This is a genomic window from Cerasicoccus sp. TK19100 (assembly GCF_027257155.1).
GTDB classification, from domain to species: Bacteria; Verrucomicrobiota; Verrucomicrobiia; order Opitutales; family Cerasicoccaceae; genus Cerasicoccus; species Cerasicoccus fimbriatus.
In genome coordinates this window covers 295,951-322,309 of the sequence record NZ_JAPWDU010000002.1, presented here as the reverse complement: position 1 = coordinate 322,309, position 26,359 = coordinate 295,951, and the positions used below count along the sequence as shown (strand labels likewise).

Below are 26,359 nucleotides of genomic sequence, written 5' to 3'. Positions count from 1 at the left end.
ACCAAAGCAAATGACCATGAACAAAATGAATCTCCTGAATTGGAAGCGCTGGCTGTGCCTGTTTGGCCTGTTAGCTGTTTCAATGTTTTCGCTAACCGCCCACGGCCAAGAGATCACGGAACAGCCTGCCGTGATTGAAGCAGTCGTGGAAGAAGCCGCCGAGGCTCCGGCAATGCTGCCGCAGGTGACGGGCGACATTCTTTGGCTTACGCTGGCTGCGGTGCTGGTGTTCTTCATGCAGGCAGGATTCGCCATGGTCGAGTCCGGTCTGACCCGCGCCAAAAACGCGTGTAACATTATGATGAAGAACTTCCTCGACTTTGGCTTTGGTGCCATTGCGTTCCTTGCGGTTGGCTACTCGCTGATGTATGGCTCGGGGGATGGTTTCATCGGTTGGTCGCCCGAATATTTCTTCATGGAAGCCGCGATCGTCTCGCCGGAAAATGCTGAGGCCGCTTCGGTGGAAGCAGCGGGCTGGGTCTTCCAGGTGGTGTTCGCCGCAACCGCAGCCACGATTGCTTCCGGTGCCATGGCTGAGCGCACGAAGTTCATCGGATACGTGATGTATTCAGTTGCGATTACCGCGATTCTTTACCCGATCACCGGTCACTGGATCTGGTCCGGCGACGGTTGGCTCGGCGGCATGGGGATGCGAGATTTTGCCGGGTCCACGGTGGTGCACTCAGTCGGGGCCTGGGCTGGTCTGGCGGGTGCTATGATCCTGGGTGCCCGTAAAGGCAAATACAGCGCAGACGGCAAAGCATTACCGATTCCCGGACACAATTTGCCCATGGCAACCCTGGGTGGCTTCATCCTCTTCTTCGGTTGGTTCGGCTTTAACGCCGGCTCCACGCTGGCTGCCGTTGATGGCTTGGCTTACGTCGCGATGACCACGCTGCTGGCTGCTGCTGCTGGCACTTGCGCTGCCGCCATCACCACTTGGGTAAAGTTTGGTAAGCCCGACTTGTCCATGACGATTAATGGCTGTCTGGCTGGTCTGGTATCGATTACCGCTCCTTGCGCCAGTGTTTCACCGCTGTCCGCCGTGATCATCGGCCTCGTGGGTGGTGTCATCGTGGTGTTCTCCGTTCTCTTCGTAGAGCGCACGCTCAAAATCGATGATCCGGTTGGTGCTGTATCGGTGCACGGCGTCTGCGGTGCCTGGGGCACTCTGTCCATCGGCTTCTTTGGTAGCGCCGCGATCGACACCGTTTTCTGGGATGCCGATACTGCAATTAAAGACGGACTCTTCTACGGCGGTGGTGTATCGCAGTTGGGCATTCAGCTCCTCGGCGTGGCCGCAGTCTTTGCATTCACCTTCATCTGCTCCTACGGCATGTTCTGGGCAATCGACAAAATGGTCGGTCTGCGCGTCAGTGCTGAAGAAGAGCTCGAAGGCCTCGACCTTGGCGAGCACGGCAACGAAGCCTACGCTGACTTCCAGCAATATGCGGATGAGCCGCTTTAAGCTGATTTAATCTTAGTGGCGTAAGCCACCTCTGCTGACCAGGCAACATTGCTACGCTTGCTGACTAAAAATAGAGATGATCAATCTGGTGCCACGGGGGCTAATTCCCCCGTGGTTACCGGTCCCCAAAACCATCATGAAACTAGTCACCGCAATCATAAAACCATTCCGTCTGGATGACGTTAAAAACGCCCTGCAAAAAGCAGGCATCGAAGGCATGTCTATTGCCGAAGTGAAAGGCTTTGGCCGACAAAAAGGACATACCGAAATATACCGCGGCAACGAGTACCGCGTTGATTTTCTTCCCAAGCTGATACTTTACATCGGGGTAACTGACGCCAAAGTAGCAGCCGCCATTGAGGCCATTTCCGAATCCGCGAAAACGGGTAAAATCGGCGACGGCAAAATCTTCGTATCGCCGCTGGAATCCGCTACCCGCATCCGCACTGGCGAGGGCGGGGACTCGGTTGTTTAACCGCTATTCGACCTCTGCTGTAATCTCTTCGGGTGGATCGAAGAGACTCATGATCAGGCCCGTGTTATACTGCACCTGCTTGATCCGAGAAACAGACTCCAATTTGCCATTCACATAGCTTGTTTGCAAAAAGGGGAAATACACGCCTTCCACTTTTCGGTAATCCTCGTAAACCTCGCGGTATCGATCATTACCAATCTTTGTCTCGGTTTGTCGCAGCAAATTGCTACTCATATCCTGATAGCAAATAATCGTCGGACGTCCGGACTCTTCGATACGATACACGTCATACATTTCGCCATCCAGGAGCTCAGGGCTCATTGACTTGGCCTGCATCACCGTGGCTTGCCGATCCTTTGAATACTCGCCTACGAGCAAGTATTTCTGCGGTGCCAAATCGAAATCAGCATGTTGAATTAATTGGGGCAACTCCGCTTCCGAAAATGGCCTTATGCTGACGTTTTGCCCGTCCCGCTTAACTTGGCTCCATGCCGTCTGGCCATTAAAGCCGATAATCAGCTCATCACGGCCAGAAATTTCGAACACCAAACGATAATCATTCGGACGCCGGCCATAAAGGCTGAAAGGGATCACTTTGCCCGCGCTTTCGACTTCGCCACGAATGCGTATGCTGGATAGCTTTTTCAGCAGTTCGTAGCCGCCCAGCGCTGCCGTGTTATCTTCGATGAGGGCCACTGCCGGATTCGTCGTAGTGGCGGCCCGGCTGGCCGTCGGCCGACTATTGAGTGAGTTGCTTTGCGTGCTCTCATCCGTTGCAACCTGCTTGCTCCAATCGCGGTTGGTAACCAGATAGATAACCAAAGCAGCGATGAGTAGCAGCAAAATGCCACCAATGAGGAGCGGGCGCCCACGGTCCCAAGCCGAGTCGCCTTCCAGGATGTTAGTCGATGGCGCAGGCCCGATTGGCGCTGCTTGGGATGATGTATCCCGCAAGAGGTCGCGCCCGTGCTTCGGGGCGGTGGGTTCTTTTCGCTTGATCGCGGGCTCTTGTTCAGCGCTTGCGTCCGGGCGGCGCTTGGGCTGGGTGTTGCCTATCGAAAAGCCTTCACCATGGCCGGGCCCCGGCATGTGCGGGTAGGGGGCCGGTCGGGGCGGCTGTGCCGGTGGCTCGTCGGTATCCTCGGGCTTTTGGAATTTAGAGGCGACGGTGCGCCGGTCACTGAGCTGGTGTTTTTTCTCTGGTTGTGAATCCGGCTGATCGCTCATCTATTTTTAAGTTAACACACGCCAATGCAGGGTCAATGGGATAGCAAAGCCTACGCCTCGCCAAAGTCATAGACCACAAATCGCTTCACGTAGGGCTTCACCGCATCGTTAATGAATTTTTGGTGATCGGGGTGTACTTGGTAGGCGTCGGCTGCGGCTTGGTCCGCAAAGTCGATGGAAATGGCAACGGCAAAGCTGTCATCGACTACGCCGCGGATGCTGGGAACCGGGCCACCGGTGCGGAAGTTTTCGCAGCCGGGGATGTCGCCAAGCTTGCGGGCGGCCTCGAGCACGAGATCGCGGTTTTCGCCGTAGGGCTTATCCAGCCAGAAAATAACAACGTGGGTAATCATGCCGCGAAGATGCGCCATTTACGGGCGAACGCAATCGATTTAAACACTGCGGTGGAGGATTGAAATTATTCATTAAAAGGAGTAGGTTATCTTAATGATCTCAGCTGCGCCCAAATCGTCCACCAATGCCGAGCTGGAAATTGCGTTGGAGCGCTCTGCGCAGATGACGGCTTCGCGTATGTTGTTGCTGGTGTTCTGGGGGCTGATCATCGCCAAATGCACGCTTCTACAGTGGGCGATCCTCAAGCATGATGTGCCCATCGATGGCGGTCTGTATATCTGGTTGCCGTCGTTTATCTTCGGCGCAGTTTGTAGCTTTGTTTATGGCAAGGTGACGCTGGAGGAATTTCACCGCACCCCGATGACGAGCCGACTGGTGCGCGGGATTTGGGCCGCCTGCATCGCCGCGATGGCGATCTTTGGCGTGGTGGCTGTCGGCCTCGGTGAAATGAGCCCGTATCTGCTGCCCGCAATCTTTGCCGTGCTGATGGGCGTGGGTTTCTTTATCCAAGGGATGATCGACCCCAAGCCATACCTGCGAACCGCCGCCATCGGTTGGTGGCTTGGCTCGATTTGGTTGTTTTATGAAAGCAACGCCAATGCCCTGATGTGGCTGTCGGTCATGATTATCTTGCTTCAGGTGATCCCGACCACCGCGCTTTTCTGGCAGGAGAAAAAACGTCTCAAGGCGCACTCGTAGCATAGGCGTCTCGCTTGTGCCATAATCGACGACTTAAAACACAGATGGATAGAGCACAGGCGAGACGCCTATGCTACGGCAAATGGGCTCATCATAAACGCGACCCGTAACGAGCCCTACAAGCGGTCAATGATCTCTTCGCGGTTGGCGTAGGCAATGGCCATTTCTTTCGTGATCTTGCCTTCCTCGACCATCTCGATGAGGCACTGCTCCATGGTGATCATGCCTTCGGAGCCGCGCGTTTCCATCATGGAGTAAATCTGGTGGATCTTGCCGGAGCGGATCAGGTTGCCAACCACGCCGGTGTTGCGCATAACCTCCATGGCGACAATGCGGCCCTTGCCACTGGCTAACGGAACCAGCTTTTGGCTGATGACCGTCTTCAGGTTCATCGAAATCTGGGTCGTCATTTCGCGCGAGCGGTCGCTGGCAAACATGTCGATTAGGCGGGTAATCGAGCCAATTGCGTCGCGCGTGTGCACAGTGGAGAACACCAAGTGGCCGGTTTCTGCCGCCGTCACGGCGAGGCCTGCGGTTTCTGCATCGCGGATTTCCCCCACGAAAATCATGTCCGGGTCCTCGCGCAGGGCGCTGCGCAAGCCACGGGCAAAGGACGACACATGCACGCCGACTTCGCGCTGCGAAATCATGCCTTCCTTACTCTCGAAAAGGTATTCAATCGGGTCTTCCAGCGTGATGATGCGGTCCGCGCGCGTGTTATTAATGTAGTTGATCAAGCTGGCCATCGTCGTGGACTTACCACTGCCGGTGACGCCGGAGATTAGCACGAGGCCCTGGCGCAGGTTGACCAGGTCTTCCCAAATATCGTCATAAGGGAAGCCCACACGGTCGATGCTCGGCGGCTTAGGCGGGAGCATGCGCATTGTGGCGGCCGGGCCGTGGCGGTCCTGAAACACGTTGAGGCGGAAATTATACGTTTCTTCGTCGCCCACAAACTCGTAGCCGCAGTCGATATCGATCGGGCCACCCGCCTGAATTTCCTCCACGCGCTCTGGTAGGAGCAGGGGGAAAATCAATGATTCAAATACTTCGCGGGTCAGGGCCTCGCCGCCGGGAATGGGCACCAGGCCGGAGTCTAGACGATAGCGAATCGGCTCGCCGACCTTGAAGTGGTAGTCGGAGATGCGGGGCAGGCCATCGACCATGTATTCCGGGTCGGTGATGCTGTGGAGCAGGTCGCTGATGCTAAACAGGTGTCCGCCGGCGTTGTAAACTTTGGTGTGGGGGTCGCGTAAATGTTCCATGCTTAATGCGTTAGGGAAAAGTCTAAGCTGTCCCGTAACTATCACGTCTCAAGCTTATTTGCGTTGCTTAACATTCAGATTAATAATCCGAGCATTAGAATTGCGTTTTTCACGGCACAAGTTATCACTGAATTTTTCCCCTTATTAATCATGTTGCAGCAAAACCACGACTATACCGAAGTCCGCGAAGACAAATCACGCGGTGGGCTTAAGCGCATCTGGAACGCCATGTTTTACTCTTTCGAGGGTATCGGCTCCAGCCTCAAGCACGAATCGGCGTTTCGGCAGGAGATGCTGCTGGCCTGCATTCTGATCCCCACGGCAATCATGCTGCCGGTGGGTCTGCTGGGCAAGGCGCTCATGATTGGTTCCATTTTCCTGGTGCTCGTCGTCGAGCTCATGAACTCCGCCCTGGAGTGGACCGTCGACTACATTTCCCAGGAAACGCACCCATTTGCCAAGCGCGCCAAAGACATGGGCAGCGGCGCGGTCTTTTTCGCCCTGTTGAACGTAGCCGTGATGTGGGGCCTGGTCATCACCGAAGCCATCCGCGACGGGCGGTTGAGTTTTTAGTGAGGAAAAAGGAAAAAGATTAAAGGAAAAAGGGAAGGCGCGGGCTTTCCCTTTTTTTGTTGGGCCAAGTCTGCATCAGCCCTGTCTCAAACTTTAATCTTTAATCTTTTTCCTTTAATCTCCGCTGGCAAAGCCAGCGGCTACATTTTTTCGAGCGTCTGGATGCCCAGCAGGTGCATGCCGGTTTCGAGGACGGCGAGCGTGCGGGCGCAGAGCATCACGCGGCGAGCTTTGACGTCGGCCTCATCCACCATGACGTGGTTGGCGCTGTAAAAGCTTGAAAACTCGCCCGCCAACTCGAAGAGATACGTGCAAATGTGATGCGGGCGCAGGTCGCTGATCGCCATTTCGAGGGCGACAGGCAGGTTGAGCAATTTGCGGGCGAGGGAGAGCTCTTCCGGCGTTTCGAGGCCCGAGGCGCCGTCTTCGCCTTCGCCGGGCTGGAGGCCCATTTTGCGGAAAATGCCGTGGATGCGCGCGCCCTGCATTTGCAGGTAGGGCGCGGTGTTGCCCTCGAAGGCGAGCATCTTTTCCCACGAGAACACGTAGTCCTGCGTGCGGTTGGAGGACAAGTCGGCGTAGCGCACGGCCCCAATGCCGACGGCCTCCGCGATGGCGGCTTTCTCGGCGTCGGTCAGGTCGGGCGACTTCATCTTATCCGCGGCGGTGTCGGCGGCGCGCTTGGCGGCTTCGTCGAGTAGTTCGTTCAAACGGATCGGCTCGCCGCTGCGGGTTTTGATCGCCTTGCCGTCCTCGCCGAGGATCGTGCCAAACCACACGTGCTCCAACTGCGGCTTGGGATACTCCTTGCGCGCGAACCATTTGTCCACGGTCAGGAAAAGCTGCTCGAAATGGTCCTGCTGGCGACCATCGGTTACGTAGATTACCTCGTCGGCCTTAAGCTCTTCCACGCGGTAAAGCACGGTGGCGAGGTCGGTCGAGGCGTAGTTGCTGGCACCGTCCTGCTTGCGGATGTTAAACGGGTAGGGGCGCTCGTTGTCGCGGGCGAATTTCTTGACCTCATCGTGCCAGACTACCAGGGCGCCGTCGCTTTCCTCGGCGATATTGCAGGCGATCAGTTCGTCATAAACGCGGTCGACCTTATCGCGGTAAAAGGACTCACCGAGCGTCAAGTCGGGCTTCACACCGAGTCGGTCATAATTGCGCTCAAAGGCGCTGTTCGACACGGCCACAATCTGCTCCCAGATAGCGGTGTTTTCGGCGTCGCCTTGCTGAAGTTTGACCAGTTCATTGCGTGAAATGTCGCGGATGGCTGGGTCTTCTTTTTCGAGAGAGGTGCCCAGTTTGTAGAGGCGCTCGATCTCGGGCAGCGCGTCCGCTCCAAGCGTGCTCAGGTCCACGCCTTCACGCTTGATCGCCATGATGAGTGTGCCGAAGTTAGTGCCCCAATCGCCGATGTGGTTGTCGCGGGTGACGTCCGCGCCGCAAAACTCCAGAATGCGCGAGACGGCCTCACCGATGACCATGGGGCGTAGGTGCCCAATGTGCATTTGCTTGGCGGTGTTTGGGCTCGGGTAGTCGACGATGATCTTGCGGCCATTGAACCGGCTTGCGGCACCGGCCTTAAACGACGCTTCGTCGCGGTATTCCTTGAGCCACTGCTGCAGCACGCCCGGCGCGACGCGGAAATTAATAAAGCCCGGCCCGGCAATTTCGAGTGCGTAGTCGACACCCTCCGGCACGGTTGGCGTTTCGCCTTTCTTGGGCTGGATTAGGGCCCCTTTAAAGTCGTCAGACGCCAGCAGGGCGTCGACCAGTTGGGTCGCGAGTTGACGCGGGTTCACCTTGGCTTGCTTGGCGTAGGGCAGCACGCCGTTGGCCTGGTAGTCGCCGAAACGGGGGTCCGCCGGGCGAATGCCGGGATCGAAGTCATCCCCAAAGGCGTCGAGCCCTTGGGCGGCTTTGCGCAGCAGCGCATCAAGTTGGCGACCGAGATCAAAAGAAAGCGTCATCCCGCCAAGACTAGGGATTGCGCGGTGAGGTCAAGCCTTAGCGCTTGATTGGGCTAACTGTCTTGTAAAAAGGTGGCGGCCGATGTCCTCATCGGCCAGAGCAAACACTACGAAAGGATAGACTTTAAAGTGCTAACGGCATCAAACACGAAGCACGAACCATCTAATCAATCTATTTCGCCTCTGGCCGATGAGGACATCGGCCGCCACCTGGTTGCTTCCTACTTTTTCGCAAATGGATAATCGATATAGCCTTTGGGGCCGTCTGAATAAAACGTGCTCGGGTCGGGCTCATTGAGCGGCAGATTCTCGGCCAAACGCTCGACCAGGTCCGGGTTGGCAATGAACTGCTGGCCCCACGATACGGCGTCGGCGTCGCCACGGTTGATCAACGATTCGGCCGTGTCCTTGTCGAGCTGTTGGTTCGCGATGAGGACGCCGCCAAACTTCTTTTTCAATTCGGGGAAAATGCGAGGCTCATCCTGAGATTCGCGGGTGAAAAGAAATGCGATGCCGCGCTGCTTCATCTGCTCGGCCACATAACCAAAGGTCGCCGCGAGATCGCTGTCGCCCATGTCGTGGATATCGCCCTTGGGGGCCAGGTGCAGGCCGACGCGATCAGGACCCCAGACAGAGATCGCCGCGTCGACGGCTTCCAGCATCAGGCGGGCGCGGTTTTCAATCGAGCCGCCGTATGCATCCGTGCGGTGGTTGGCGGAATCCTGCAAAAACTGGTCGAGTAAGTAGCCATTCGCGCCATGGAGCTCCACGCCGTCAAAGCCGGCACGCTTGGCGTTTTCGGCCCCTTTGCGAAACGCTTCGACGATGGCCGGAATTTCCTCCAGCTCCAAAGCGCGTGGCGTCTCAAAGTCTTTCATTGGGCGGACGAGGCTCACGTGTCCCGCAGGCTTGATTGCGCTGGGAGCGATGGGCAGCGCGCCATTCAAATAGACTGGGTCGGAGATGCGGCCCACGTGCCAAAGTTGCAGCAAAATGCGGCCACCCTTGGCATGGACGGCGTCGGTAATGAGTTTCCAGCCCTCGACCTGTTCCTCGCTCCAAATGCCGGGTGTGTTCGGGTAGCCGACGCCCATGGGGTCGACCGAAGTTGCTTCGGAAATGATTAGGCCGGCGCTGGCGCGCTGAGCGTAATACTCGGCCATCATGGCGTTGGGCACGCGACCTTCGCTGGCGCGGGTGCGGGTCAGCGGGGCCATGATGATCCGGTTAGGTAGTTCCCAGGCACCGACTTTGAGTGGCGATTGAAGGACGGATTTTTCGGCGATAGTGTTACTCATTGCAGTTTGTTGTTCTAATTTGATCGAACAATAGGTGTACGATTAGCTTTCGTCAAATTGTTGTTCGCATTTTTTCGAACATTAGTTACATTGTTTAACAATGAAGACTTACGAACACCCTGCCTTGGAGCAAGTTGAGCTGTCCGCCGTGATGCATGCACTGTCCGATCCCTGCCGGATCGCGATCGTGCGCGCACTGCTGGAAAAACCGAACTTGGCCTGCAATGAGCTGCCTTCCGACGTGTCCAAGGCCACGCTTTCACACCATATGGAAGTCCTGCGCGGTGCCGGGTTGATCGAAACCCGTGTCGTTGGCGCTAAGTGCCTGAGCTCAGTGCGCCAAGTAGAAGTCGACAATCAATTTCCTGGCATTCTCGCACTCGTGGAACGCGATTAAGGCGAATCCAGGGATTTACTGGAAACCTTCGGATCGTGTGCTAAAGTTAATCACATGAGCGAAAGCATAGCCCCTAATCTGAAGACAAAAGTAATCCAAGGAACCTCGGTGCCAACGCTCGGTTTTGGCACGTGGCAGCTAACTGGTAACGAGTGCCAGCGGTGCGTGGAAACGGCGCTCGAGACCGGCTACCGCCACCTCGACACTGCGCGGATGTATGAAAACGAAGCCGAGGTCGGGCAGGGGATTGCTGCCGCCGGACTGCCGCGTGAAGACCTTTTCGTGACCAGTAAAATGTGGATGGATGACCTGTCTCCGGCCGCCGTCGAGCAATCCGTCGCTGATAGTCTGGATGCGCTGAAGCTCGATTACATGGACCTGTATCTCATCCACTGGCCGAACCCCGAATATGACCTTGCGGTGACCCTAGAAGCGTTGGCCAAGGAAAAGGAAAGAGGCCGCATTAAGCACATTGGCCTAAGCAACCATACTGCTGCCATGATGAAGGAGGCGCTTCAAGTAACGCCCATTTTCTGCAACCAAGTGGAGTATCACCTGTATCTCAGCCAGAATACGTTACTCGAGCTTTGCCGCAAAAACGACATTCTGCTGACCGCCTGGAGTCCGCTAGCCAAAGGCCGTATGTTTGACGAGCCAGCCGTGCAAGCCATCGCTGAAAAGTATGGAAAGTCTACCGGCCAGGTTGCCCTGCGTTGGTTGATCGAGCAGGACCACGTCGCCACGTTCCCGCGCTCCAGCAACGCCAATCGCATCGCGGAGAACTTCGACATCTGGGACTTCGCCCTCGACGATATTGACTGCGCCGCCATCGAGAATTTGCCCAAGGACGGTCGAGTCGGCAACCCGGATTGGGTCAGTTGGGAGTGGGACGACTAGTCACCATCTCTGCCATTCAGATTTTTCTTAACCACGGAGGACACGGAGGGACGGAGTTCCGATTTCACGGGATAAATATTATCTCCGTTCCTCCGTGCTCTCCGAGGTTAAGAAAAATACCGCTATGCAGCTTTAAGCGCTGGCAGCGGCTTTTTCCGCCTTACGCTTTTCCAGCAGGCCAAACAAATCCACCTGCTCATCGGCGTGGTAGCTGGAGCGGACCAGCGGGCCGCTTTCGACGACGTCGAAGCCGAGGTCCAGCGCCCATTGCTTCCAGTGGGCAAACTCCTCCGGGGTGACCCAGCGGTCCATGGGCTCGTGCTTTTTGGTGGGCTGGAGGTACTGGCCGATGGTCAGGATGTTGCAGTCGATCGCGCGGAGGTCGCGCAGGAGCTGCTCCACCTCGTGCTCCTTCTCGCCAATGCCGAGCATGATGCCGCTTTTGGTGACGAAGTTACGGCTCTTGGCGTGCTCCAGCACCCACAGCGAACGGTCGTAGCGCGCGGTCTTGCGGATCGGGCGCTGGAGGCGTTCGACGGTCTCCATGTTGTGGTTGAAAATGTCGGGCTTGGCGTCGAGAACGATGTCCAGGTATTCGGCCTTGCCGCGGAAGTCGGCGGGGAGAATTTCCACCGTGGTCTCGGGGCACTTATAGTGCACCGCGCGCACCGTGGCCGCCCAAACGCTGGCACCGCCGTCCTTGAGGTCGTCGCGCGCCACGGAGGTGATGACCACGTGCTTGAGGTTCATCTTCTTGATGCTGTCAGCCACGCGGGCGGGTTCGCCGAGGTCGAGCTCGGGCGGACGGCCGGTCTGGATATTGCAGAAGGTGCAGGCCCGCGTGCAGACGTTGCCCAAAATCATAACGGTGGCGGTGCCGCGGCTCCAGCACTCGCCCATGTTCGGGCATTTGGCGGACTCGCATACGGTGTGGAGCGCGTGCTCGTCCACGTTCTTGCGCGTGGCCATGTAACCAGGGCCATTCGGGAGCTTGGCGCGGAGCCAATCAGGTTTGCGCGATAAATCTTGCATATCGAATCGTCAGACAATCGTAGAGAACCCGCCGCATTTCAACCGTTTTCTGGCCTTTTACCGTATCGCCGCCGTCTCGCTCAAAAAAGCCCTATGCTTTTTTTCTAAAAAGCCACTACTGTTGTTTGCTCAACACAACCACTGTTGTTGATGCAACAAAGCCTTAGGTGTTGTGGCAACAACAGTAGTGTTGTTTTGGAAAAGCCTAATGGGGCTTTTGGGGAAGCACGAAAGTTGCGCGATCAATTGGAGTGGCGGAACGCGAACCTCTGTGTTCGCATCACGTTGGGTGAGCAAGTGGCGAGGCGAAGGGAAGTGGTTGGATTGTAGGCGAACCCTGAGGTTCGCGTTCCGCCAAGCAACCGTCCCTACCCGCCAAACACCGTCTCGAACTCCCGAGCTACGACGGCTTTGACTTCGTCCATCGGGGGGCAGAGGTCGCCAAGTTCCTTTTGTAGGCTCGTGACACTGCCATCGGTCGTGGCGATACCGCAGGGGACGATGCCGGCGAAGTGGGAGAGATCGGGCGCAACATTGAGCGCGAAGCCGTGGTAGCTGATCCAGCGGGTGACGGCGATGCCGATGGCGGCGATTTTGCGGTCTTCCAGCCAAATGCCCGTCTTGCCTTCGCGGCGGGCGGCGGCAAGGCCTAGCACGCCGAGGGCGTTGATCAGGACTTGCTCAATGTCGCGCAGGTAGCGGTGGAGGTCTTTGCGGTCATCGAGCGATAAAATCGCGTAGCCGACGAGCTGGCCCGGGCCGTGGTAGGTGATGTCGCCGCCGCGGGTGGTTTCGGCAAGATCGAAGCCGCGTTCGGCGAGGGCTGCTTCGTCGAGGAGGAGGTTTTGGCGCGCATCTTTGCGGCGGCCGATGGTGTATACCGGCTCGTGCTCGGTGAAGATGAGCGTGTCGGCGATTTCACCATTGCGGCGCTGCTGCACGCGGTCCAGTTGGCGCTGGGTGGCGTCGTCGTAACGCGTGCGACCCCAGTCTTCGATTTCGATGCTCATTCCGTCCGGATGCCTTCGTCGTATTCGAGTGCTTCGAAGACGGTTTGCAGGTCGAGGTGGGCCAGGTTCGGGTAGAAATTTTCCTTAGCCCAAGGGAAGCGCTCGGCCATCGGGTAGCCGGGGCGACCGAAATTGACGACACTTTCGTTCCACGCAGCGATGTGCTCTGGGCTGTTGTCCTGCAGGGTGAGGAACCACGCCTCGAAGGCATCTTCGGGCAAGGTGCAGGCGGTGAGAAAGGCTTCCTTGCTGGTGTTGAAATGAGTGAGGAACAGCCCGTCGACGGCGGGTGGAAGACAGAAGGCGCGCAAGTATTCTGCGGGTAATTCTTCTGCCAGAAACAGGCGGGCCTTTTCGCGCAGGCGCGGTAGCCAGATGCAGCCATATTGTTCGTCGCGTGGAGCGGGAAGTTTCATGGTGGGTACTGTGGCGCGTGCCGACCGCGTGGCAATCTTTTGTGACGGAGTAGCGGTGTTGCGGATTGGTCAGCACAGTGGAGTGGAGGATCGCAAATTTCCACATTTGCTTATAATCGATCTAAATATATGCGCGCAGGGATATCGGTGGCGAATCTGTTTGAGTTGGATAGTAGGCGAATGTGGAAATTCGCGATCCGCCATTAATACGGTAGCTGCTCGGCTGAGCGGGGGTTCCAGGGGCCGTTCCAATCGGTGTCGCCGAACCAGCCAACCTGGTGCGGGGTGTTGTTGTCGCCGTAAACGTTTTGGTCGGTCGAAGCGTCGTTGGGGAGCTCGAAGGTAACATGGCCGTCGCCCCAGGCAACGAGGGCCTCGCCGTTGAAGCGGAAGTGGCAGGTGGGGGTGGCGCGTTCGCCGAGGCGTCCATTGCGCAAATGATGATAGGGAGCGGAAGTGCCCGTCTCCACGACACCACCGCCGCGCACGATAGCGGACGAGGTAAACATGACCGTGTTAGCCGGGTCGGTGATGCGGGCGGGGAGGTTGCCCGGCGGTGTGTAGTCGCGCGAGGCCCCGGCGGGGATCGCTGCGTCCCATTGGTCCGGGCGCGCGCCGTAGTAGGTGGCGTTGTAGCCGTAGCCCCCGGTGCCCAGGTCGAAGCTGTCGCCGCCGTTTTGGGCCATCATGTCTGCAAAAATCGGGCAAACGCGGACCGCGCCACCATCAAGATATGGGCTTAAATATCCGCCGGTTCCGTCAAACTTACCCCCTGATCGCTTGCCGTGCCAATGGGTGGTGTCGCGGATGTCGGCGTTGGGCGAAAAGCTGCCGTGGTCGTTGGCGTAGAGCAGGTTGGCCGCCGCGAGTTGGCGAATGTTACTGGTCGATTGAGACTTGTCCGCCGCAAAGCGAACCTTGCCCACGGCAGGGATTAACAACGCAGCCAGCACGCCAACGATGGCAACCGTGACGAGCAGTTCCACAAGGGTGAATGCGCGGCGGTCGGTCATGGGTTAGTGAACTCCACGTTGAGACGGACGAAGCGGCGGATACTGCTGTCCTCCGTTGGCTTGAGCGTCAGGCGGACCCGCTGGCGCACGCCAAGGCTGGCCTGCGGTGATAAATTAACCGTGGTGTAGCCCTCGCAAAATTCCGGGTTCAGCGAGGCATAGTTGAGCATCGCGAATTGCGCGGCGGACCGCCAACCGGTCGGAGAAAAGGATTCGCCGTCGGCCACATCCTGCACGTAGATGTGGTAATTGATGTTGGTGTTGGCGTTACGCTGGTCGCGTGGGAAGGAGAACACCAGCTCGCCATCGACAATATCCAGGCGGGTGACGTCGCCACCGTCAGCCTTTTCCGGATCGAGCAAAAAGGCGTACTCGGCCGCGTTGTTCCAGCCATCGCCGTCGGGGTCTGCATCGGGATCAAGGCCGCGGCCGGCGTCCCACATTTCATACGTGACCGGTTGGCCAATGGCACCAACGGCTTCGATGTCCGCGCCCCCGCTACCCCAGGTGACCCAGCCGTCGTAAATCGGATTGCCCAGGCTATCGAGAAAGTCGCCGCTGCCGGGGATGTCGACCAAGCGGATGCGGAGAATCTCGTCGAGGTCGACCTTGCCCACGAGCACCAGGGGGTGGTCGGTAAGATCGGAGAGATCAAAAGGTGTGCCCCAGCAGTCGCCGTAAATATTAACGTGCTTGCCGGCGAGGTTGTAAACCTTGGTCGCATCGATCGCCCCATACGGGCCGACCGGATTTTCCGTCAGTGAAATGCTGGGGAAACGCGCATAGTCGATGCCGTTGCTGGAGACCTCCACGTAAGCCAATTCGGCCCAGATGTTGCCGCCAGTGCTGCTGGCCAGGAGGTATCCGTTTTCGAAGACGACGAAATCCGCGCCGGTGTAGTCGCTGATCGGCTCGGCAAACTGCAGCGTCACCGAGCCTGGAGCGAGATCGGCCTCAATCGCGGCGGTGTCGAGGTCGCCCAAGGACGCCACGGAAATAAAATCACCCGTCACCGGCCCCAGCATTTCGCCCGAGTATTGCCAGTAGGGATCGACGACGGTTTCGCCATTGGTGTGGGTGCCGAGCGCCGGGGAGTAGTCGATGACCTGATTGGCCCAGGCAGTGAAGATCGGATTGACGTAGGTTTCGCCATTAGGGTTCTCGTAGCCCTCGAGGTTGACTTTCCCTTCGCCGCCGGGCCCGACGAAGCCCGGGATCGGCGCATCGTAGGGGTTGTCGTTGTCCGCCATCGGTGCCGAGTAGGGCTGAGCCTTTGCTGACGCCAAGCCCGCGCAAAGCACGGCCAGCGCGAAGCGTGCCTGCATCGGAGCGGTGTGCCGTTTGACCAGTTGGCAGTGTTTTGCCATTAAGTGAGCATCCGTCATTCCATGGTGGTGAGTCAATGGGAAACGTTGGCGCGGCTGAAGCGCGCATTAGATTGCAAGTTCGGGCATTGCCGCGATTAGGACTGCTTATCGTCGGGCTTCGGCAGGAAGCGCACCGCAATGAGGCAGACGAGGATGGATTCGATCAGGAAAAACGAATACTCCTCAAAGGGTATGTGGCCAAGCCAAGTCAGGCCGTCGGGGTTCGCCTCGCTCTGGGCCATGCTTGCGGCCGGGTAGCCCAGGCTTACGCCCTCACCGAAGCCCCACACGCCAAGCCAAACCGCATAATTGTCCCACGGGGTAGTGAAGATAAAGGCCACCCCGCAGACTACGGCCATACACACCCAATGCGCTGGACGCAGCAGGTGGCGGTTCCACACGATGAGTGCGAACATCAGCGGCAAGGTGAAAATTAGGTGGTAGCCCCAGTAGGTCATGCAATTACAGTGCTAATTCCTTCATCAAAAACCTTGCCTTGCAAGGGTTTAAACGCGATGTTTTGCGCCACCTGTTGCTATGGCTAGCCAAGAACCAAAGATACGCGTCGAACATCTCGATATGGCTTACGGAAGCTTTACCGTGATGAATGATCTCAATTTTGAGGTCAATAAGGGCGAGGTGTTCATCATTATGGGCGGTTCGGGCTGTGGTAAAAGTACGCTGCTGAAGCACCTGATCGGGATCAAGGAGCCGGCGCGGGGAGAGATTTTCTACGACGGAAATAACTTCACCTCCGCAGACGACGACGTAAAAAAAGAGATGCTCAAGGGCTTTGGCGTGACTTACCAGGGTGGGGCGCTGTGGAGCTCGATGACGCTCGCCGAAAACGTCGGCCTGCCACTGGGCGAATACACGAACCTGAAGCCGAAGGAAATTCGTGAAGTCGCCAGCTACAAGCTATCTCTGGTCGGGCTGCGCGGCTTTGAAGACTTTTACCCGGCGGAAATCTCCGGCGGCATGTGTAAGCGCGCTGGACTGGCCCGCGCAATGGCGCTGGACCCGGATGTCCTGTTTTTTGACGAGCCATCCGCCGGGCTCGACCCGATTAGCTCGCGCTTGCTGGATGACTTGATCCTGGAGCTGCGCGACTCGCTGGGGGCGACCTTTGTCGTGGTTACCCACGAGCTGGCGAGCATCTTTGCGATTGCTGACCGCGCGATCTTCCTCGACGCCAAGACCCGCTACCAACTGGAGGTTGGTAACCCCGTGCAAATGCGTGAGCACAGCGAGCACGAAACCGTCCGCAACTTCCTGATGCGCGGTGAGCTGCTCGATGCGAGCGCCGCCACTGACATTGGATAATTATTAGGAAAAACTTTGCCAACCTAAGCCTGACTGTTAATTACATATCTATCTTTCTATGAGTAAGAAAGCCAACCCGGCCCTAATCGGAGGATTCGTAGTCACCGCCATCGTGCTCGCAGTCGCGGCGATCGTGGTGTTTGGCTCGGGTAACTTCTTCAAGCAGCAGGCGGAGTTCGTGCTGTATTTCGACGACTCGGTGAACGGCCTCGCGATTGGCGCACCGGTCAAGTTCAAAGGCGTGCCCATCGGTCAGGTGAAGGACATCCTGATCCGCTTTAACCAAAAGGAAGACTCGGATAGCATTCCGGTGATCATCGATATCGATGTCAGCCGCTTGCGCACGAGCCTGGGCGTGGATGTCGATCTGGGTAACCCGGATATTTTAAAAGAGCAAATTGACCAGGGGCTGCGCGGCAGTCTCCAGCAGGCGAGCTTTGTGACGGGCCTACTCTTTGTCGAATTGAACTACGTAAATCCGGCACCGCCGCCCGTGTTCCGCCAACAGCCGGGCCTGGAGAACGAATACCTCGAAATCCCCACGCTGCAATCCGGCCTCACGGAAATCATCAAGAAGGTGTCTTCGATGGTGAATCAGATTTCCCAAATCGATTTCCGCGGACTGGGCATTAAGCTGAACGATACGCTGGCTAAGCTGGATCGCGGCATTGGCCAAGTCGACTTCAAGGGCATCAGTGATCAGACGAAGGCGACTCTGAAGTCCATCGAAGAACTGGCTGAAAACAAGGACCTGAAGAAGGCATTTGCCAGCCTGGACAAGACGCTGACGGACATGCAGACCTTGATCAATAACCTGGACGGCGATATGTCCGAATTGGTGAAGGATATCCGCGTCACGCTCGATAGCGCCCGCAAAACGCTCAACGATATCAGTGTGCTGGCCAATGATGCGGACAGCATGCTCGCCCCGGATTCTCAGCTCAGATACGAGATCAATGCTGCGTTGTCTGAGTTTGGCGGTGCCATGCGCTCGCTGCGGGTCTTGCTGGATTATTTGGAGCAAAACCCGAGCTCCATCCTCACTGGTAAGCAGGAAAATTAATCGATGACTATGAAACTTGCTAAGATCCTTTTTTCCGCCGTGAGCATTTGCCTCGTTGCGCTCTTGACCGGTTGCAGCCTGGGCAAGACATCAACGCCCTCCAAATTCTACGTGCTGACCGCCTTGCCGCAGTCGACTGAGCCGCTGCCCATTTTTAACGGCAACCCACCAGACGTCGGGGTGGCGCAGATTGAAATCCCGCAATACATCGACCGTCCGCAAATGGCCTATCGCGTCAATGCGAACGAAGTCGAGTTCAATGAATTTGCGCGCTGGGCCGAGCCGATCGGTGCTGGCATTACCCGCGTAACCCGCCAAAATCTCACCCAGCTCATGGGGCCGGGCAAGGTTGCAGCGTTCCCGTGGATGCAGCCATTTCCCCGCAAATACATGCTGAGCACGGTGGTGACGGATTTCGCTGCCAATGAGCAAGGCGTCGCGGTGCTCAGTGTGATCTACCGTATTGCCGACCGCAAAAACCAGGAGACCTACCTGATCAACGAAGCCACCTTTACAGATTCCACCGGCCAGCGCCTTACGACAAGTAGCGCGGTAAATGCGCTCAGCAATACGCTTGAGCAATTTTCCAAGGAGGCCGCCGAAAGCCTCGCCAAGGTTGACCAGGAATACGGCTCGAAGCAGGCTGAGTAGCGTTCTCTAGACCTCTAGCGTCATCGAGATTGGGCAGTGGTCGCTGCCCATGACGCTGCTGAGGATTTCGGTCTTCTTCACCTTGGGCACGAGGCGCTCCGAGACGAGGAAGTAGTCAATTCTCCAGCCGACATTGCGTCCACGGGCTCCGCCGCGATAGCTCCACCAAGTGTAGTGGTCGGGCTCATCCGGGTGCTGCTCACGGAAGATATCCACCAGCCCGATACCGAGGTGCTGTGTAAATTGCTCGCGCTCTTCATCGGTAAAGCCAGCGGTGCGGCGGTTGGCTTTCGGGCGTGCGATGTCGATCTCTTCGTGGGCCACATTGAAATCACCGCACACGATAACGGGCTTTTTTGCGTCGAGCTCTTGGATGTACGCGCGAAAATCGGGGTCGAACTCCATCGTACGATAGGGCAGACGGCGCAGCTCATCCTGCGAATTGGGCACGTACACATTGATCAGGTAAAATGACTCGTGTTCGGTGGTCAGGATGCGCCCCTCGGCCGGGTGTTCGGGCAGGCCGGTGGTGTTATTCAGGATCGGAAACTTGGAAAACGTGGCCGTCCCGGAGTAGCCGGCCTTGTCGGCGCTGTGGTAGCACTGCTGTGCGAAGGGCATCTCCAGTTTGGGGATCTGGTGCTCGCTGGCCTTGATTTCCTGCAAGCAGATGATGTCCGGCTGCTGCTGTTCGACAAAGTCGAGGAAGCCTTTCTTCAACACGGCCCGCAGTCCGTTTACGTTCCAGGAGATGATTTCGATGGTATTACTCATGTCGGGGAATGATCAAAGTTGACCAAGCAATCTCACATTCGCGCGTAAATGCAAAAGATAAAGGCGGTAAAATTTGAGTGAAGGCATTCATTTACAGGATGAGCCAGACTCATTTATCCGACTAAACGTCAGAAACGGCTGCGTAAAATGCGTCCAAATCCGGTTAATTCGAGGGCTGCATAGTAATGGGCTAAGTATGAATCGTGTTCATGAAAGCGATTATAATTAATCACTGCCATAAATAGAACATTGGATGTCGTTGGCATACTGTGCGCTAAAATGGCATGCGAAACTCAATTTTGAACAATTGGTTTATTGCTAACTAACATGAAACACATACTGAAACATCTCTCTGCGTTGACCATGGTCAGTGCAAGCCTTCTCCCGGCTGATATCATCGACTTCGGCGAAGCTCCGGCCAAGTGGGAAAACGCAAAGCCCAACACCGAGCTCGGCCAGGAAGTGCTCGGCTACCTGGGCGAACCGGCGACACAGGGCCGCATTCTCTTTAATCAACGCCTGCGGTATGAATACGCGGATTTCCAAGGCGGTCTGCAGTCCTCCAATGCACTGACCCTGCGCACCCGCATCGGCTACGAGACGCCGAAACTTTACGGCATGTATTTGCTCGGTGAGTATGAAAACACCTGGGCGATCAACTACTCGGACTACCAGGCCTTTCCATCAGCAACCGCTAACAAGTCTCTGATCCCCGATCCGCGCAACAACGAGCTCAATCAACTCTTCTTCGGCTACGAAGGCTGGAACAGCGGCTTCAAAGTTGGTCGCCAAGAGATCAATCTGGACAACCAACGCTATGTCGGTGCGGTTGCCTGGCGCCAAAACGAGCAGACCTTCGACGCAATCCGATTTGAAACGGAAATCATCAAAGACACCTGGTTGTCCTATGCCTGGGACTGGCGCGTTAACCGCATTTTCGGTGTGTATGCGCCGGTGGCCAACCAGGAGCGTTTCGACGCTAATAACCACTTTGTCAACGTCCACTACGATGGCCTGCCTTACGGTAAGCTCGCCGCATATTTCTACTACGTGGACCTCGATGGAGCCGCGGCGGCATCCGGTAATACCTTCGGCCTTTACTACACGGGCAAGCCGAAGCTGACTGACGAGCTGTCCATGCCGTTCCGCGCCGAATACGCCTTCCAGACTGAGAATCAGGCTTCCGTTACCGGCATTGATTTCTTCCTGAATTACTGGCACATGAAGCTCGGCCTCGACTACGACGGCTACGAAGCAGGCTTTGGTTTTGAAAGCCTCGGCGGCAACGGCACGACCCGCGGTTTCCAAACTCCGCTCGCGACGCTGCACAAGTTCAATGGTTGGGCTGACCGCTTCCTCACGACCCCCAATGCCGGTCTGCGCGACTTCTACCTCTATTACAATGCCAAGTTGCCCTACAAGGTCGGCCTATTCGGTGCCTTTCACTACTTCACCAACGAAGACAACAGCAACACGCTGGGTAAGGAAATTGACATCGGCCTGAAGCGCCCGATCACCGAGAACCTCTCAGCAATGGTCAAGTTTGCTTACTATGACGGCCATGGCGGTCTGTCTCCCACGAACCCGTTTGGCAACGACACCACCAAGGTCTGGGTTCAACTCGATTTCAAGCTATAGGATATCGTTTGTTAAGGTTAGATAAGGCTGCCGGTGGACGATTGCCCCGGCAGCTTTTCTTTGATTGATTCAATCCAAGCGCGCTTTGATAATTAACCAATGATTGTTGATCGAACAACGGTTCGCATACTCGGCATCTGGATTTCTCCCGGGCACGACTTCTACGGACGCCATGGCAAGGGCAGAGAACATAATGGACTCGTGCCGATGGAGTCCGTGCAATGCGATGCGGGCCGCGGCATCGTGGACGACCGTTTTTACGACCACAAACCTGACTACAAAGGCCAGATGACACTCTTTGACGACACCGTTGCCAGCGGGCTCCGTGAGGCGCTCAATTTGGCCGAAATAGACCACTCGCTTTTTCGCCGCAACGTCGTTACCAGCGGCATTGATTTAAACGAACTGATCGGCCGCAAATTCCGACTGGGCGAAGTCATCCTGACCGGCAGTGAGGAGTGCAGCCCGTGCTATTGGATGGATGAAGCCATTGCGCCGGGTGCTCACGAATGGTTGAAAGGGCGGGGCGGCCTGCGCTGCCGTATCGTTGAGTCCGGCCTGCTTTCAGTCGGTGATTGCCAGTTGGAGGTGCTCGATTGAAGCCGCTGATATCAGTCCACGAAGCCGACCGCCTGATCGCTCACATCCGGGATGACGTGCCTGCGATTAAATGTCCGCTGGGCAAGGCCGCCGGTCGCATTTTACGGGAAGACCTGTACGCCGACCGTCCATTGCCGCCCTTTGATCGCGTGATGATGGACGGCTATGCGATCCGTTTTGCAGACCTCGCCAGTAGCGGCGCGCAATTCACCGTAACCGCTCAAATGATGGCCGGCGATGCACCAGATGCGCTGTCCGATGCGCCTGGCTCTGCGGTCGAGATCATGACCGGTGCCGTCCTGCCAGAGGGTGCCGATACGGTTATTCCTTACGAGGCAACCGAGCGCACGGACGATGCCTTTATCATCGTGGATCCGAGCGATGTCGAGTTGGGCCAATACATACACCGCTTTGGCTCGGACTATTGCGAGGGCAGTGTGCTCGTCGGGCAAGGTTGCATCCTCGGTCCGGCGGAGCTCGGTGTCGCCGCCTCCTGCGGTTATGCCGAAGTCTTGGTCTCCGTCCGGCCGCGCATTGCGGTGGTTGGCACGGGTGATGAGCTTGTGCCAGTGGATGCGAAGCCCTTGCCGCACCAGATTCGTGCCTCGAACGCCGTGGCTATGGAGTCGGCACTCGGTATGGCGCGGTTTCACGTGGGGCAGATCGACCACTGGGCTGATGATGCCGAAGCGGGTATGGCCCGGCTGCGTGAGTTGCTTGATCAAAACGACGTTATCGTGATCGCGGGTGCTGTCTCCAAGGGGCAGCGCGACTGGATACCCGAAGCGCTCGATGAAGAGGGCGAGTGCATTTTTCATGGCGTCAAGCAGCGCCCCGGCAAGCCCATGGGCATGTGGCGCACGGCCGACGGCAAAACGATTTTCGCGCTGCCGGGTAACCCGGTCTCGGCGCTCGTTGGGCTGCATCGCTATGTCATCCCATTTCTCAAGCGACGCGAGGGGCAGGTGTTGCCAGTTGCCGAAGCCGCGCTGAGCGAGGACGTGCATTTCAACCCGCCGTTGACGTGGTTTCTGCCCGTCAAAATTCTTGCCGATGGAACGGCTCAGCCCACGCCCGTCAATAATTCCGGCGACTACGCTAGACTCTGCGCGGCGGATGGTTTTGTTGAACTCGATGCGGCGTCTTCGCGGTGGACAGCGGGCCACGTCGCGCCATTCTATTCTTGGTCCAAATGAGCAAAAGCCTAACCCACATTGATGAGTCCGCCCGTCCGACGATGGTCGACGTAAGCGAAAAAGCCGTGACCGTGCGCGAAGCGTTGGCGGAAGCCATTGTCGTGTTCCCGCCGGACGCCTGGGCGCACCTGCGCGAAAACGGCTACACCACCAAGAAGGGCGCGCTGCTCGACGTAGCGCGCGTAGCCGGCGTCATGGGGGTCAAGCAGACCAGCCAGTGGATTCCGTTTTGCCATCCGCTGCCGATCGACGGCTGCAAGATTAACATCGAGCCCAGCGACACCGAGCCACAGCTGATCGTGCAATGCCGCGTCAAGACCACGGCGCGCACGGGCGTGGAGATGGAGGCGCTGACCGGGGCCTCAGCCGCCGCGCTCACGATTTACGACATGTCCAAGGCGCTTGGGCACGGCATCGAAATTCGCCAAACACGACTGCTTTCCAAAACCGGCGGCAAACAGGATTTCCAAGCCAATGCCTGACGCGATGCCAACATTGCTCGGCCTCGTTCTGGCCGGGGGCCAAAGTCGCCGCATGGGGCGCGATAAGGCCAGCCTCGCTTGGCGCGGTCGACCGCTCTGGCTGCGGCAGGCCAAGCTCCTGCAACAGGCAGGTATGCCCGTACTCGTTTCGCATCGGGCCGAACAATCGCTGCCCAAATTCGATGCCGGTCAATTCACGAGTGTCCCGGACGCGCTAACCGACGCCGGGCCGTTGGCAGGCTGGCTCAGCGCTTGGACTAAGCATCCGGACAGCGCATTACTGGTCGTTGCCTGCGACCTGCCTTTGCTCGATTTGGCGACGCTGCAATGCCTGGTGGAACAGCGCGATCCCACGCGCATTGCCACTGCTTTTCACAGCGCGAATGATAGTTTGCCCGAGCCGATGTGCGCGATTTACGAGCCCGCCGCCAAGGCGCATTTCGAGCAGGCATTTGCCGATGACCGACGCTGCCCGCGCAAGATTTTAATCCAGGCCGGAGAGATGGCGAAGCTCATTCAATTACCCAATCCGCACGCCTTGGAAAACGCCAATACACCCGAGGAATTTGAGCGCCTACAAACCCTCGACCAACATCTGCAAACCACGTGAAACAAATCACTCTGCTATACTTTGCCCAATTAGGCGCGCAGGCCGGACGCAGTGAGGAACGCCTTACTTCGGACGCTGCTTCGGTGGGCAGTTTGTTCGCAGAGCTGAAGCACCGCTACGGCTGGGCGCTCCCTCAGGAGAAGGTCCGTTTTGCGCGCAACGACTCATTTTGCGGGGTGGACGAACCGTTTGACGATGGCGATGTTCTCGCAATAATGCCGCCCATGTCCGGAGGTTAATTCGATGTTTACGCTAACCGAAAACCCAATCAATGAACAGCAACTGCGGGCCTCGCTTTTACGCGTGGACGCCGGTGGTTTCTGCTGTTTTGAAGGTTGGGTGCGCGACCATCATTTGGGCCGCGGTGTGATTCGCTTGGAGTATCAGGCCTACGCGAATTTAGCCACCAAGCAAGGCGCGGAGGTGCTGGCCGCAGCCTGCAAGCAATACGACCTGCTTGATGCCCGCGCGGAACATCGCATTGGCAATTTGAGCCCGGGCGACATGGCGGTGTGGGTCGGTGTTTGCTCGGTCCACCGCGATCAGGCTTTCGAGGCGTGCCGGTTTATCATCGATGAAATCAAGGCGACGGTGCCCGTATGGAAGCATGAATTTTACACTGACGGCAGGGACGAATGGGTGGACCCCACCGCCTGCCATTGCGACCACCGCCATCCGGAGAAAGCGCATCATCACTAATGCTGGCCACAGCCCAACAGTTTGCAGGGAAAGCCCAGGCCTCGCGGAAAAACACCGCTGACGCCCGGGGACGCCTGTTGCGCGACCTGCGCTTGTCGGTCATCGACCGCTGTAACTTGCGCTGCCAGTATTGCCTGCCGGAGTCGTTGTTTGGCGAAAACTTCCGTTTCAAGTCGCTGAACGAATTGCTCTCGTTTGACGAGCTGGAGCGCGTCGCCAATGCCTTCATCGGGCTGGGCGTGGAGAAGATTCGCCTCACGGGCGGCGAGCCGCTGTTGCGTCCGGGAATTGCGGATTTCGTGGCGCGCTTGCGCGAGCAGAATCCCGACGTCGATCTGGCCTTAACGACCAATGCGTTGCGCTTAAAGCGAATGGCCAAAGAGCTGCATGACGCGGGCCTCGACCGCGTAAACATCAGCCTCGATGCGATCAACCCTGATGCTGCCGAGCGCATGGCTGGCCGACCTTTCTCGCCGCAGGATGTGCTCGATGCCGCGGAGACGGCGCGCGAAGTAGGGCTCGGCGTAAAGCTCAATGCCGTGATCAAGCGCGGGGTCAACGATGGGGAAATTTTACCGCTGGCCCAAGCGGCCCGCGATCGCGGCATGGTCCTGCGCTACATCGAATACATGGACGTCGGTTCGAGTAACGGATGGAGCCGAGACGACGTGATTACCGGCCAGGAAATCCGTGAAAGGCTTGGCACGATCAGCGAACTCACGCCAGAAAAACCGGTGACCTACGGCGAAGTGGCGCGTCGCTACCGCTACGCAGACAATGGCCTGGAAGTCGGTTTTATCGAGTCGATCAGCCGTCCGTTTTGCGGCGATTGCACGCGTGCCCGGGTATCGGCGGAGGGCGAGCTTTTCACGTGCCTGTTCGCGACCAAGGGCATTCCGCTCCGGGCGGCCATTCAGCGCGAGGATTTCCCCGCACTGCTGCGCGACATCTGGCTACATCGCAAGGACAACTACTCCGAAACACGGCAGCTCACGCCACGCACCAACGCTCAGGACGTGCCCGAAGAAATGTGGCGCCTGGGCGGTTAACGATTGGCAATGGCAAACACGGTTCGCAAAGGGCACCCCTTGTGGCGGTTCGACCGTCAGCAGTTGCGTACGAGCCAGCGCCCTGCGATCATTGGCGTCGATGAGGCCGGGCGCGGTGCCTTGGCCGGACCGGTGGTCGCCGCCGTTGCGTTGATATCCACGGACACTTACGAGAACGCTGCCTTCAAGCGACAGAGCAAGGCGATCAACGACTCCAAGCAGCTCAAGGCCGCGCAGCGCGACGAGCAGTTTGCCCTCATCGCCGATTGGATGGAGCAGGGGTGGGTGCGCGTGTTTCCCGGCATTGGCAGCGTCGCCGAGATCGAGGAATTGAACATCCTGGGGGCAACGCGCTTGGCGATGGGCCGTGCGTTGGAGGCTCTGCAAATGGAGCTACAGACTTTCGACGACGAGCATGGCGAACTACTCAACGGCGCGGCGAGTATGCAACGCTTGCCGCAAGTCTTGGTCGACGGCAAACCGCTGAAGCCCTTTCGCTGGCGGCACGAAGCAGTGGTCGGGGGCGACGGTAAAAGCCTGGCAATTGCCATGGCGTCGATCTTTGCCAAAGTTACGCGGGATCGTATGATCGTTGACCTGCATCAAGAGGATTCGCGTTACGGCTTTGATCAGCACAAGGGCTACGGCGCGCCGAGGCACTTGGCTGCGCTGCGTGAGCATGGGCCGTCCCCGCATCATCGTTCGCTTTTTCTGCGCAAGTTGGAATTGCCAAAAAACAACGCGACGCAGACCGAGTTGTTTTAGTCTTTGCTCAGCTTGGGTGATGCCGTAAAACATCGCCTAAACCCG

The 26,359-nt window shown here is 57.6% G+C and carries 30 protein-coding genes; 18 read left to right on the top strand and 12 right to left on the bottom strand.

All coding sequences use genetic code 11. The features are described 5' to 3' along the window. Positions 1-25: 25 nt before the first annotated feature. On the top strand, positions 26-1,468 hold the full coding sequence (locus O3S85_RS04870) for an ammonium transporter (RefSeq protein ID WP_425499849.1): 1,443 nt from the start codon (positions 26-28) through the stop codon (positions 1,466-1,468). Positions 1,469-1,604: 136 nt separating this feature from the next. Continuing rightward, complete coding sequence (locus O3S85_RS04865) at positions 1,605-1,943, top strand: P-II family nitrogen regulator (protein ID WP_269538639.1); 339 nt, start codon at positions 1,605-1,607, stop codon at positions 1,941-1,943. A 3-nt stretch (positions 1,944-1,946) separates the two neighbouring features. Here the strand turns inward: O3S85_RS04865 and O3S85_RS04860 are convergent, their stop codons facing one another. Together O3S85_RS04860 and O3S85_RS04855 are read right to left on the bottom strand one after the other, a co-directional pair. Next, on the bottom strand, positions 1,947-3,170 hold the full coding sequence (locus O3S85_RS04860; RefSeq protein ID WP_269538638.1) for a hypothetical protein: 1,224 nt from the start codon (positions 3,168-3,170) through the stop codon (positions 1,947-1,949). Between the two features lie 50 nt (positions 3,171-3,220). Beyond that, positions 3,221-3,523 carry a Dabb family protein gene (locus O3S85_RS04855; RefSeq protein WP_269538636.1) on the bottom strand — a complete coding sequence of 101 codons (303 nt, stop codon included), beginning with the start codon at positions 3,521-3,523 and terminating at the stop codon, positions 3,221-3,223. A 94-nt stretch (positions 3,524-3,617) separates the two neighbouring features. On the opposite strand from O3S85_RS04855, the gene O3S85_RS04850 reads away from it, so the two are divergent. Further along, the gene (locus tag O3S85_RS04850; RefSeq protein ID WP_269538635.1) at positions 3,618-4,223 is read left to right on the top strand and encodes a hypothetical protein; all 606 of its coding nucleotides are present in this window, start codon (positions 3,618-3,620) and stop codon (positions 4,221-4,223) included. 116 nt (positions 4,224-4,339) lie between these two features. On the opposite strand, the gene O3S85_RS04845 is transcribed toward O3S85_RS04850, so the two are convergent. Continuing rightward, positions 4,340-5,488, bottom strand: coding sequence for a type IV pilus twitching motility protein PilT (locus tag O3S85_RS04845; protein WP_269538634.1), 1,149 nt, complete (start codon positions 5,486-5,488; stop codon positions 4,340-4,342). A gap of 150 nt (positions 5,489-5,638) precedes the next feature. On the opposite strand from O3S85_RS04845, the gene O3S85_RS04840 reads away from it, so the two are divergent. Further along, entirely contained in the window at positions 5,639-6,061 is a 423-nt protein-coding gene (locus O3S85_RS04840) for a diacylglycerol kinase (protein ID WP_269538633.1), read from the top strand. Positions 6,062-6,201: 140 nt separating this feature from the next. On the opposite strand, the gene argS is transcribed toward O3S85_RS04840, so the two are convergent. Both argS and O3S85_RS04830 read right to left on the bottom strand, forming a co-directional pair. After that, complete coding sequence (argS, locus tag O3S85_RS04835; protein WP_269538632.1) at positions 6,202-8,034, bottom strand: arginine--tRNA ligase; 1,833 nt, start codon at positions 8,032-8,034, stop codon at positions 6,202-6,204. 221 nt (positions 8,035-8,255) lie between these two features. After that, a complete protein-coding gene (locus O3S85_RS04830) occupies positions 8,256-9,332 on the bottom strand; it encodes an alkene reductase (RefSeq protein WP_269538630.1) in 1,077 nt (358 codons plus the stop codon). A gap of 100 nt (positions 9,333-9,432) precedes the next feature. On the opposite strand from O3S85_RS04830, the gene O3S85_RS04825 reads away from it, so the two are divergent. Together O3S85_RS04825 and O3S85_RS04820 are read left to right on the top strand one after the other, a co-directional pair. Further along, positions 9,433-9,729, top strand: a complete 297-nt coding sequence (locus tag O3S85_RS04825; protein ID WP_269538629.1) for an ArsR/SmtB family transcription factor — start codon at positions 9,433-9,435, stop codon at positions 9,727-9,729. A 54-nt stretch (positions 9,730-9,783) separates the two neighbouring features. After that, positions 9,784-10,626, top strand: coding sequence for an aldo/keto reductase (locus O3S85_RS04820; RefSeq protein WP_269538628.1), 843 nt, complete (start codon positions 9,784-9,786; stop codon positions 10,624-10,626). A gap of 132 nt (positions 10,627-10,758) precedes the next feature. Here O3S85_RS04820 and lipA read toward each other — a convergent pair whose 3' ends face one another. The 6 genes from lipA to O3S85_RS04790 form a co-directional block, all read right to left on the bottom strand. After that, the gene (gene lipA, locus O3S85_RS04815) at positions 10,759-11,658 is read right to left on the bottom strand and encodes a lipoyl synthase (RefSeq protein WP_269538627.1); all 900 of its coding nucleotides are present in this window, start codon (positions 11,656-11,658) and stop codon (positions 10,759-10,761) included. Between the two features lie 368 nt (positions 11,659-12,026). Further along, positions 12,027-12,668, bottom strand: a complete 642-nt coding sequence (lipB, locus tag O3S85_RS04810; protein ID WP_269538626.1) for a lipoyl(octanoyl) transferase LipB — start codon at positions 12,666-12,668, stop codon at positions 12,027-12,029. After that, entirely contained in the window at positions 12,665-13,084 is a 420-nt protein-coding gene (locus O3S85_RS04805) for a DUF5069 domain-containing protein (protein ID WP_269538624.1), read from the bottom strand. The genes lipB and O3S85_RS04805 overlap by 4 nt, the downstream gene beginning before the upstream one ends. A gap of 203 nt (positions 13,085-13,287) precedes the next feature. Continuing rightward, the gene (locus O3S85_RS04800; RefSeq protein WP_269538623.1) at positions 13,288-14,097 is read right to left on the bottom strand and encodes a type II secretion system protein; all 810 of its coding nucleotides are present in this window, start codon (positions 14,095-14,097) and stop codon (positions 13,288-13,290) included. Continuing rightward, on the bottom strand, positions 14,094-15,422 hold the full coding sequence (locus O3S85_RS04795; RefSeq protein ID WP_269538621.1) for a hypothetical protein: 1,329 nt from the start codon (positions 15,420-15,422) through the stop codon (positions 14,094-14,096). Before O3S85_RS04795 ends, O3S85_RS04800 begins: the two co-directional genes overlap by 4 nt. Positions 15,423-15,559: 137 nt before the next feature. Further along, positions 15,560-15,922 carry a lycopene cyclase domain-containing protein gene (locus O3S85_RS04790; protein ID WP_269538619.1) on the bottom strand — a complete coding sequence of 121 codons (363 nt, stop codon included), beginning with the start codon at positions 15,920-15,922 and terminating at the stop codon, positions 15,560-15,562. A gap of 79 nt (positions 15,923-16,001) precedes the next feature. Here O3S85_RS04790 and O3S85_RS04785 point away from each other — a divergent pair, with 79 nt between their 5' ends. Genes O3S85_RS04785 through O3S85_RS04775 form a run of 3 tightly spaced genes read left to right on the top strand, consistent with a single transcriptional unit; the run spans position 16,002 to position 18,501 of the window. Then, entirely contained in the window at positions 16,002-16,787 is a 786-nt protein-coding gene (locus O3S85_RS04785) for an ABC transporter ATP-binding protein (protein WP_269538618.1), read from the top strand. A gap of 58 nt (positions 16,788-16,845) precedes the next feature. After that, positions 16,846-17,850, top strand: coding sequence for an MlaD family protein (locus O3S85_RS04780; RefSeq protein ID WP_269538616.1), 1,005 nt, complete (start codon positions 16,846-16,848; stop codon positions 17,848-17,850). 9 nt (positions 17,851-17,859) lie between these two features. After that, complete coding sequence (locus O3S85_RS04775; RefSeq protein ID WP_269538614.1) at positions 17,860-18,501, top strand: PqiC family protein; 642 nt, start codon at positions 17,860-17,862, stop codon at positions 18,499-18,501. A 6-nt stretch (positions 18,502-18,507) separates the two neighbouring features. On the opposite strand, the gene O3S85_RS04770 is transcribed toward O3S85_RS04775, so the two are convergent. Then, a complete protein-coding gene (locus tag O3S85_RS04770; protein WP_269538613.1) occupies positions 18,508-19,275 on the bottom strand; it encodes an exodeoxyribonuclease III in 768 nt (255 codons plus the stop codon). A 327-nt stretch (positions 19,276-19,602) separates the two neighbouring features. Between O3S85_RS04770 and O3S85_RS04765 the strand changes: the two genes are divergently transcribed. From O3S85_RS04765 to O3S85_RS04725, 9 genes are all read left to right on the top strand, one after another. After that, positions 19,603-20,913, top strand: a complete 1,311-nt coding sequence (locus tag O3S85_RS04765) for an alginate export family protein (RefSeq protein ID WP_269538612.1) — start codon at positions 19,603-19,605, stop codon at positions 20,911-20,913. Positions 20,914-21,012: 99 nt separating this feature from the next. Beyond that, positions 21,013-21,513 carry an MOSC domain-containing protein gene (locus O3S85_RS04760; RefSeq protein WP_269538611.1) on the top strand — a complete coding sequence of 167 codons (501 nt, stop codon included), beginning with the start codon at positions 21,013-21,015 and terminating at the stop codon, positions 21,511-21,513. Then, positions 21,510-22,709, top strand: a complete 1,200-nt coding sequence (locus O3S85_RS04755; RefSeq protein WP_269538609.1) for a molybdopterin molybdotransferase MoeA — start codon at positions 21,510-21,512, stop codon at positions 22,707-22,709. The genes O3S85_RS04760 and O3S85_RS04755 overlap by 4 nt, the downstream gene beginning before the upstream one ends. Beyond that, positions 22,706-23,191, top strand: coding sequence for a cyclic pyranopterin monophosphate synthase MoaC (moaC, locus tag O3S85_RS04750; protein WP_269538217.1), 486 nt, complete (start codon positions 22,706-22,708; stop codon positions 23,189-23,191). Before O3S85_RS04755 ends, moaC begins: the two co-directional genes overlap by 4 nt. Continuing rightward, on the top strand, positions 23,184-23,801 hold the full coding sequence (mobA, locus tag O3S85_RS04745; RefSeq protein WP_269538215.1) for a molybdenum cofactor guanylyltransferase: 618 nt from the start codon (positions 23,184-23,186) through the stop codon (positions 23,799-23,801). Before moaC ends, mobA begins: the two co-directional genes overlap by 8 nt. After that, positions 23,798-24,040: a MoaD/ThiS family protein gene (locus O3S85_RS04740; protein ID WP_269538213.1), complete on the top strand. Its 243-nt coding sequence runs from the start codon at positions 23,798-23,800 to the stop codon at positions 24,038-24,040. The genes mobA and O3S85_RS04740 overlap by 4 nt, the downstream gene beginning before the upstream one ends. Positions 24,041-24,044: 4 nt before the next feature. Then, positions 24,045-24,500, top strand: coding sequence for a molybdenum cofactor biosynthesis protein MoaE (locus O3S85_RS04735; protein ID WP_269538212.1), 456 nt, complete (start codon positions 24,045-24,047; stop codon positions 24,498-24,500). Then, entirely contained in the window at positions 24,500-25,549 is a 1,050-nt protein-coding gene (gene moaA, locus O3S85_RS04730) for a GTP 3',8-cyclase MoaA (protein WP_269538211.1), read from the top strand. The genes O3S85_RS04735 and moaA overlap by 1 nt, the downstream gene beginning before the upstream one ends. Positions 25,550-25,558: 9 nt before the next feature. Then, the gene (locus O3S85_RS04725) at positions 25,559-26,314 is read left to right on the top strand and encodes a ribonuclease HII (RefSeq protein WP_269538208.1); all 756 of its coding nucleotides are present in this window, start codon (positions 25,559-25,561) and stop codon (positions 26,312-26,314) included. Positions 26,315-26,359: the final 45 nt, after the last annotated feature.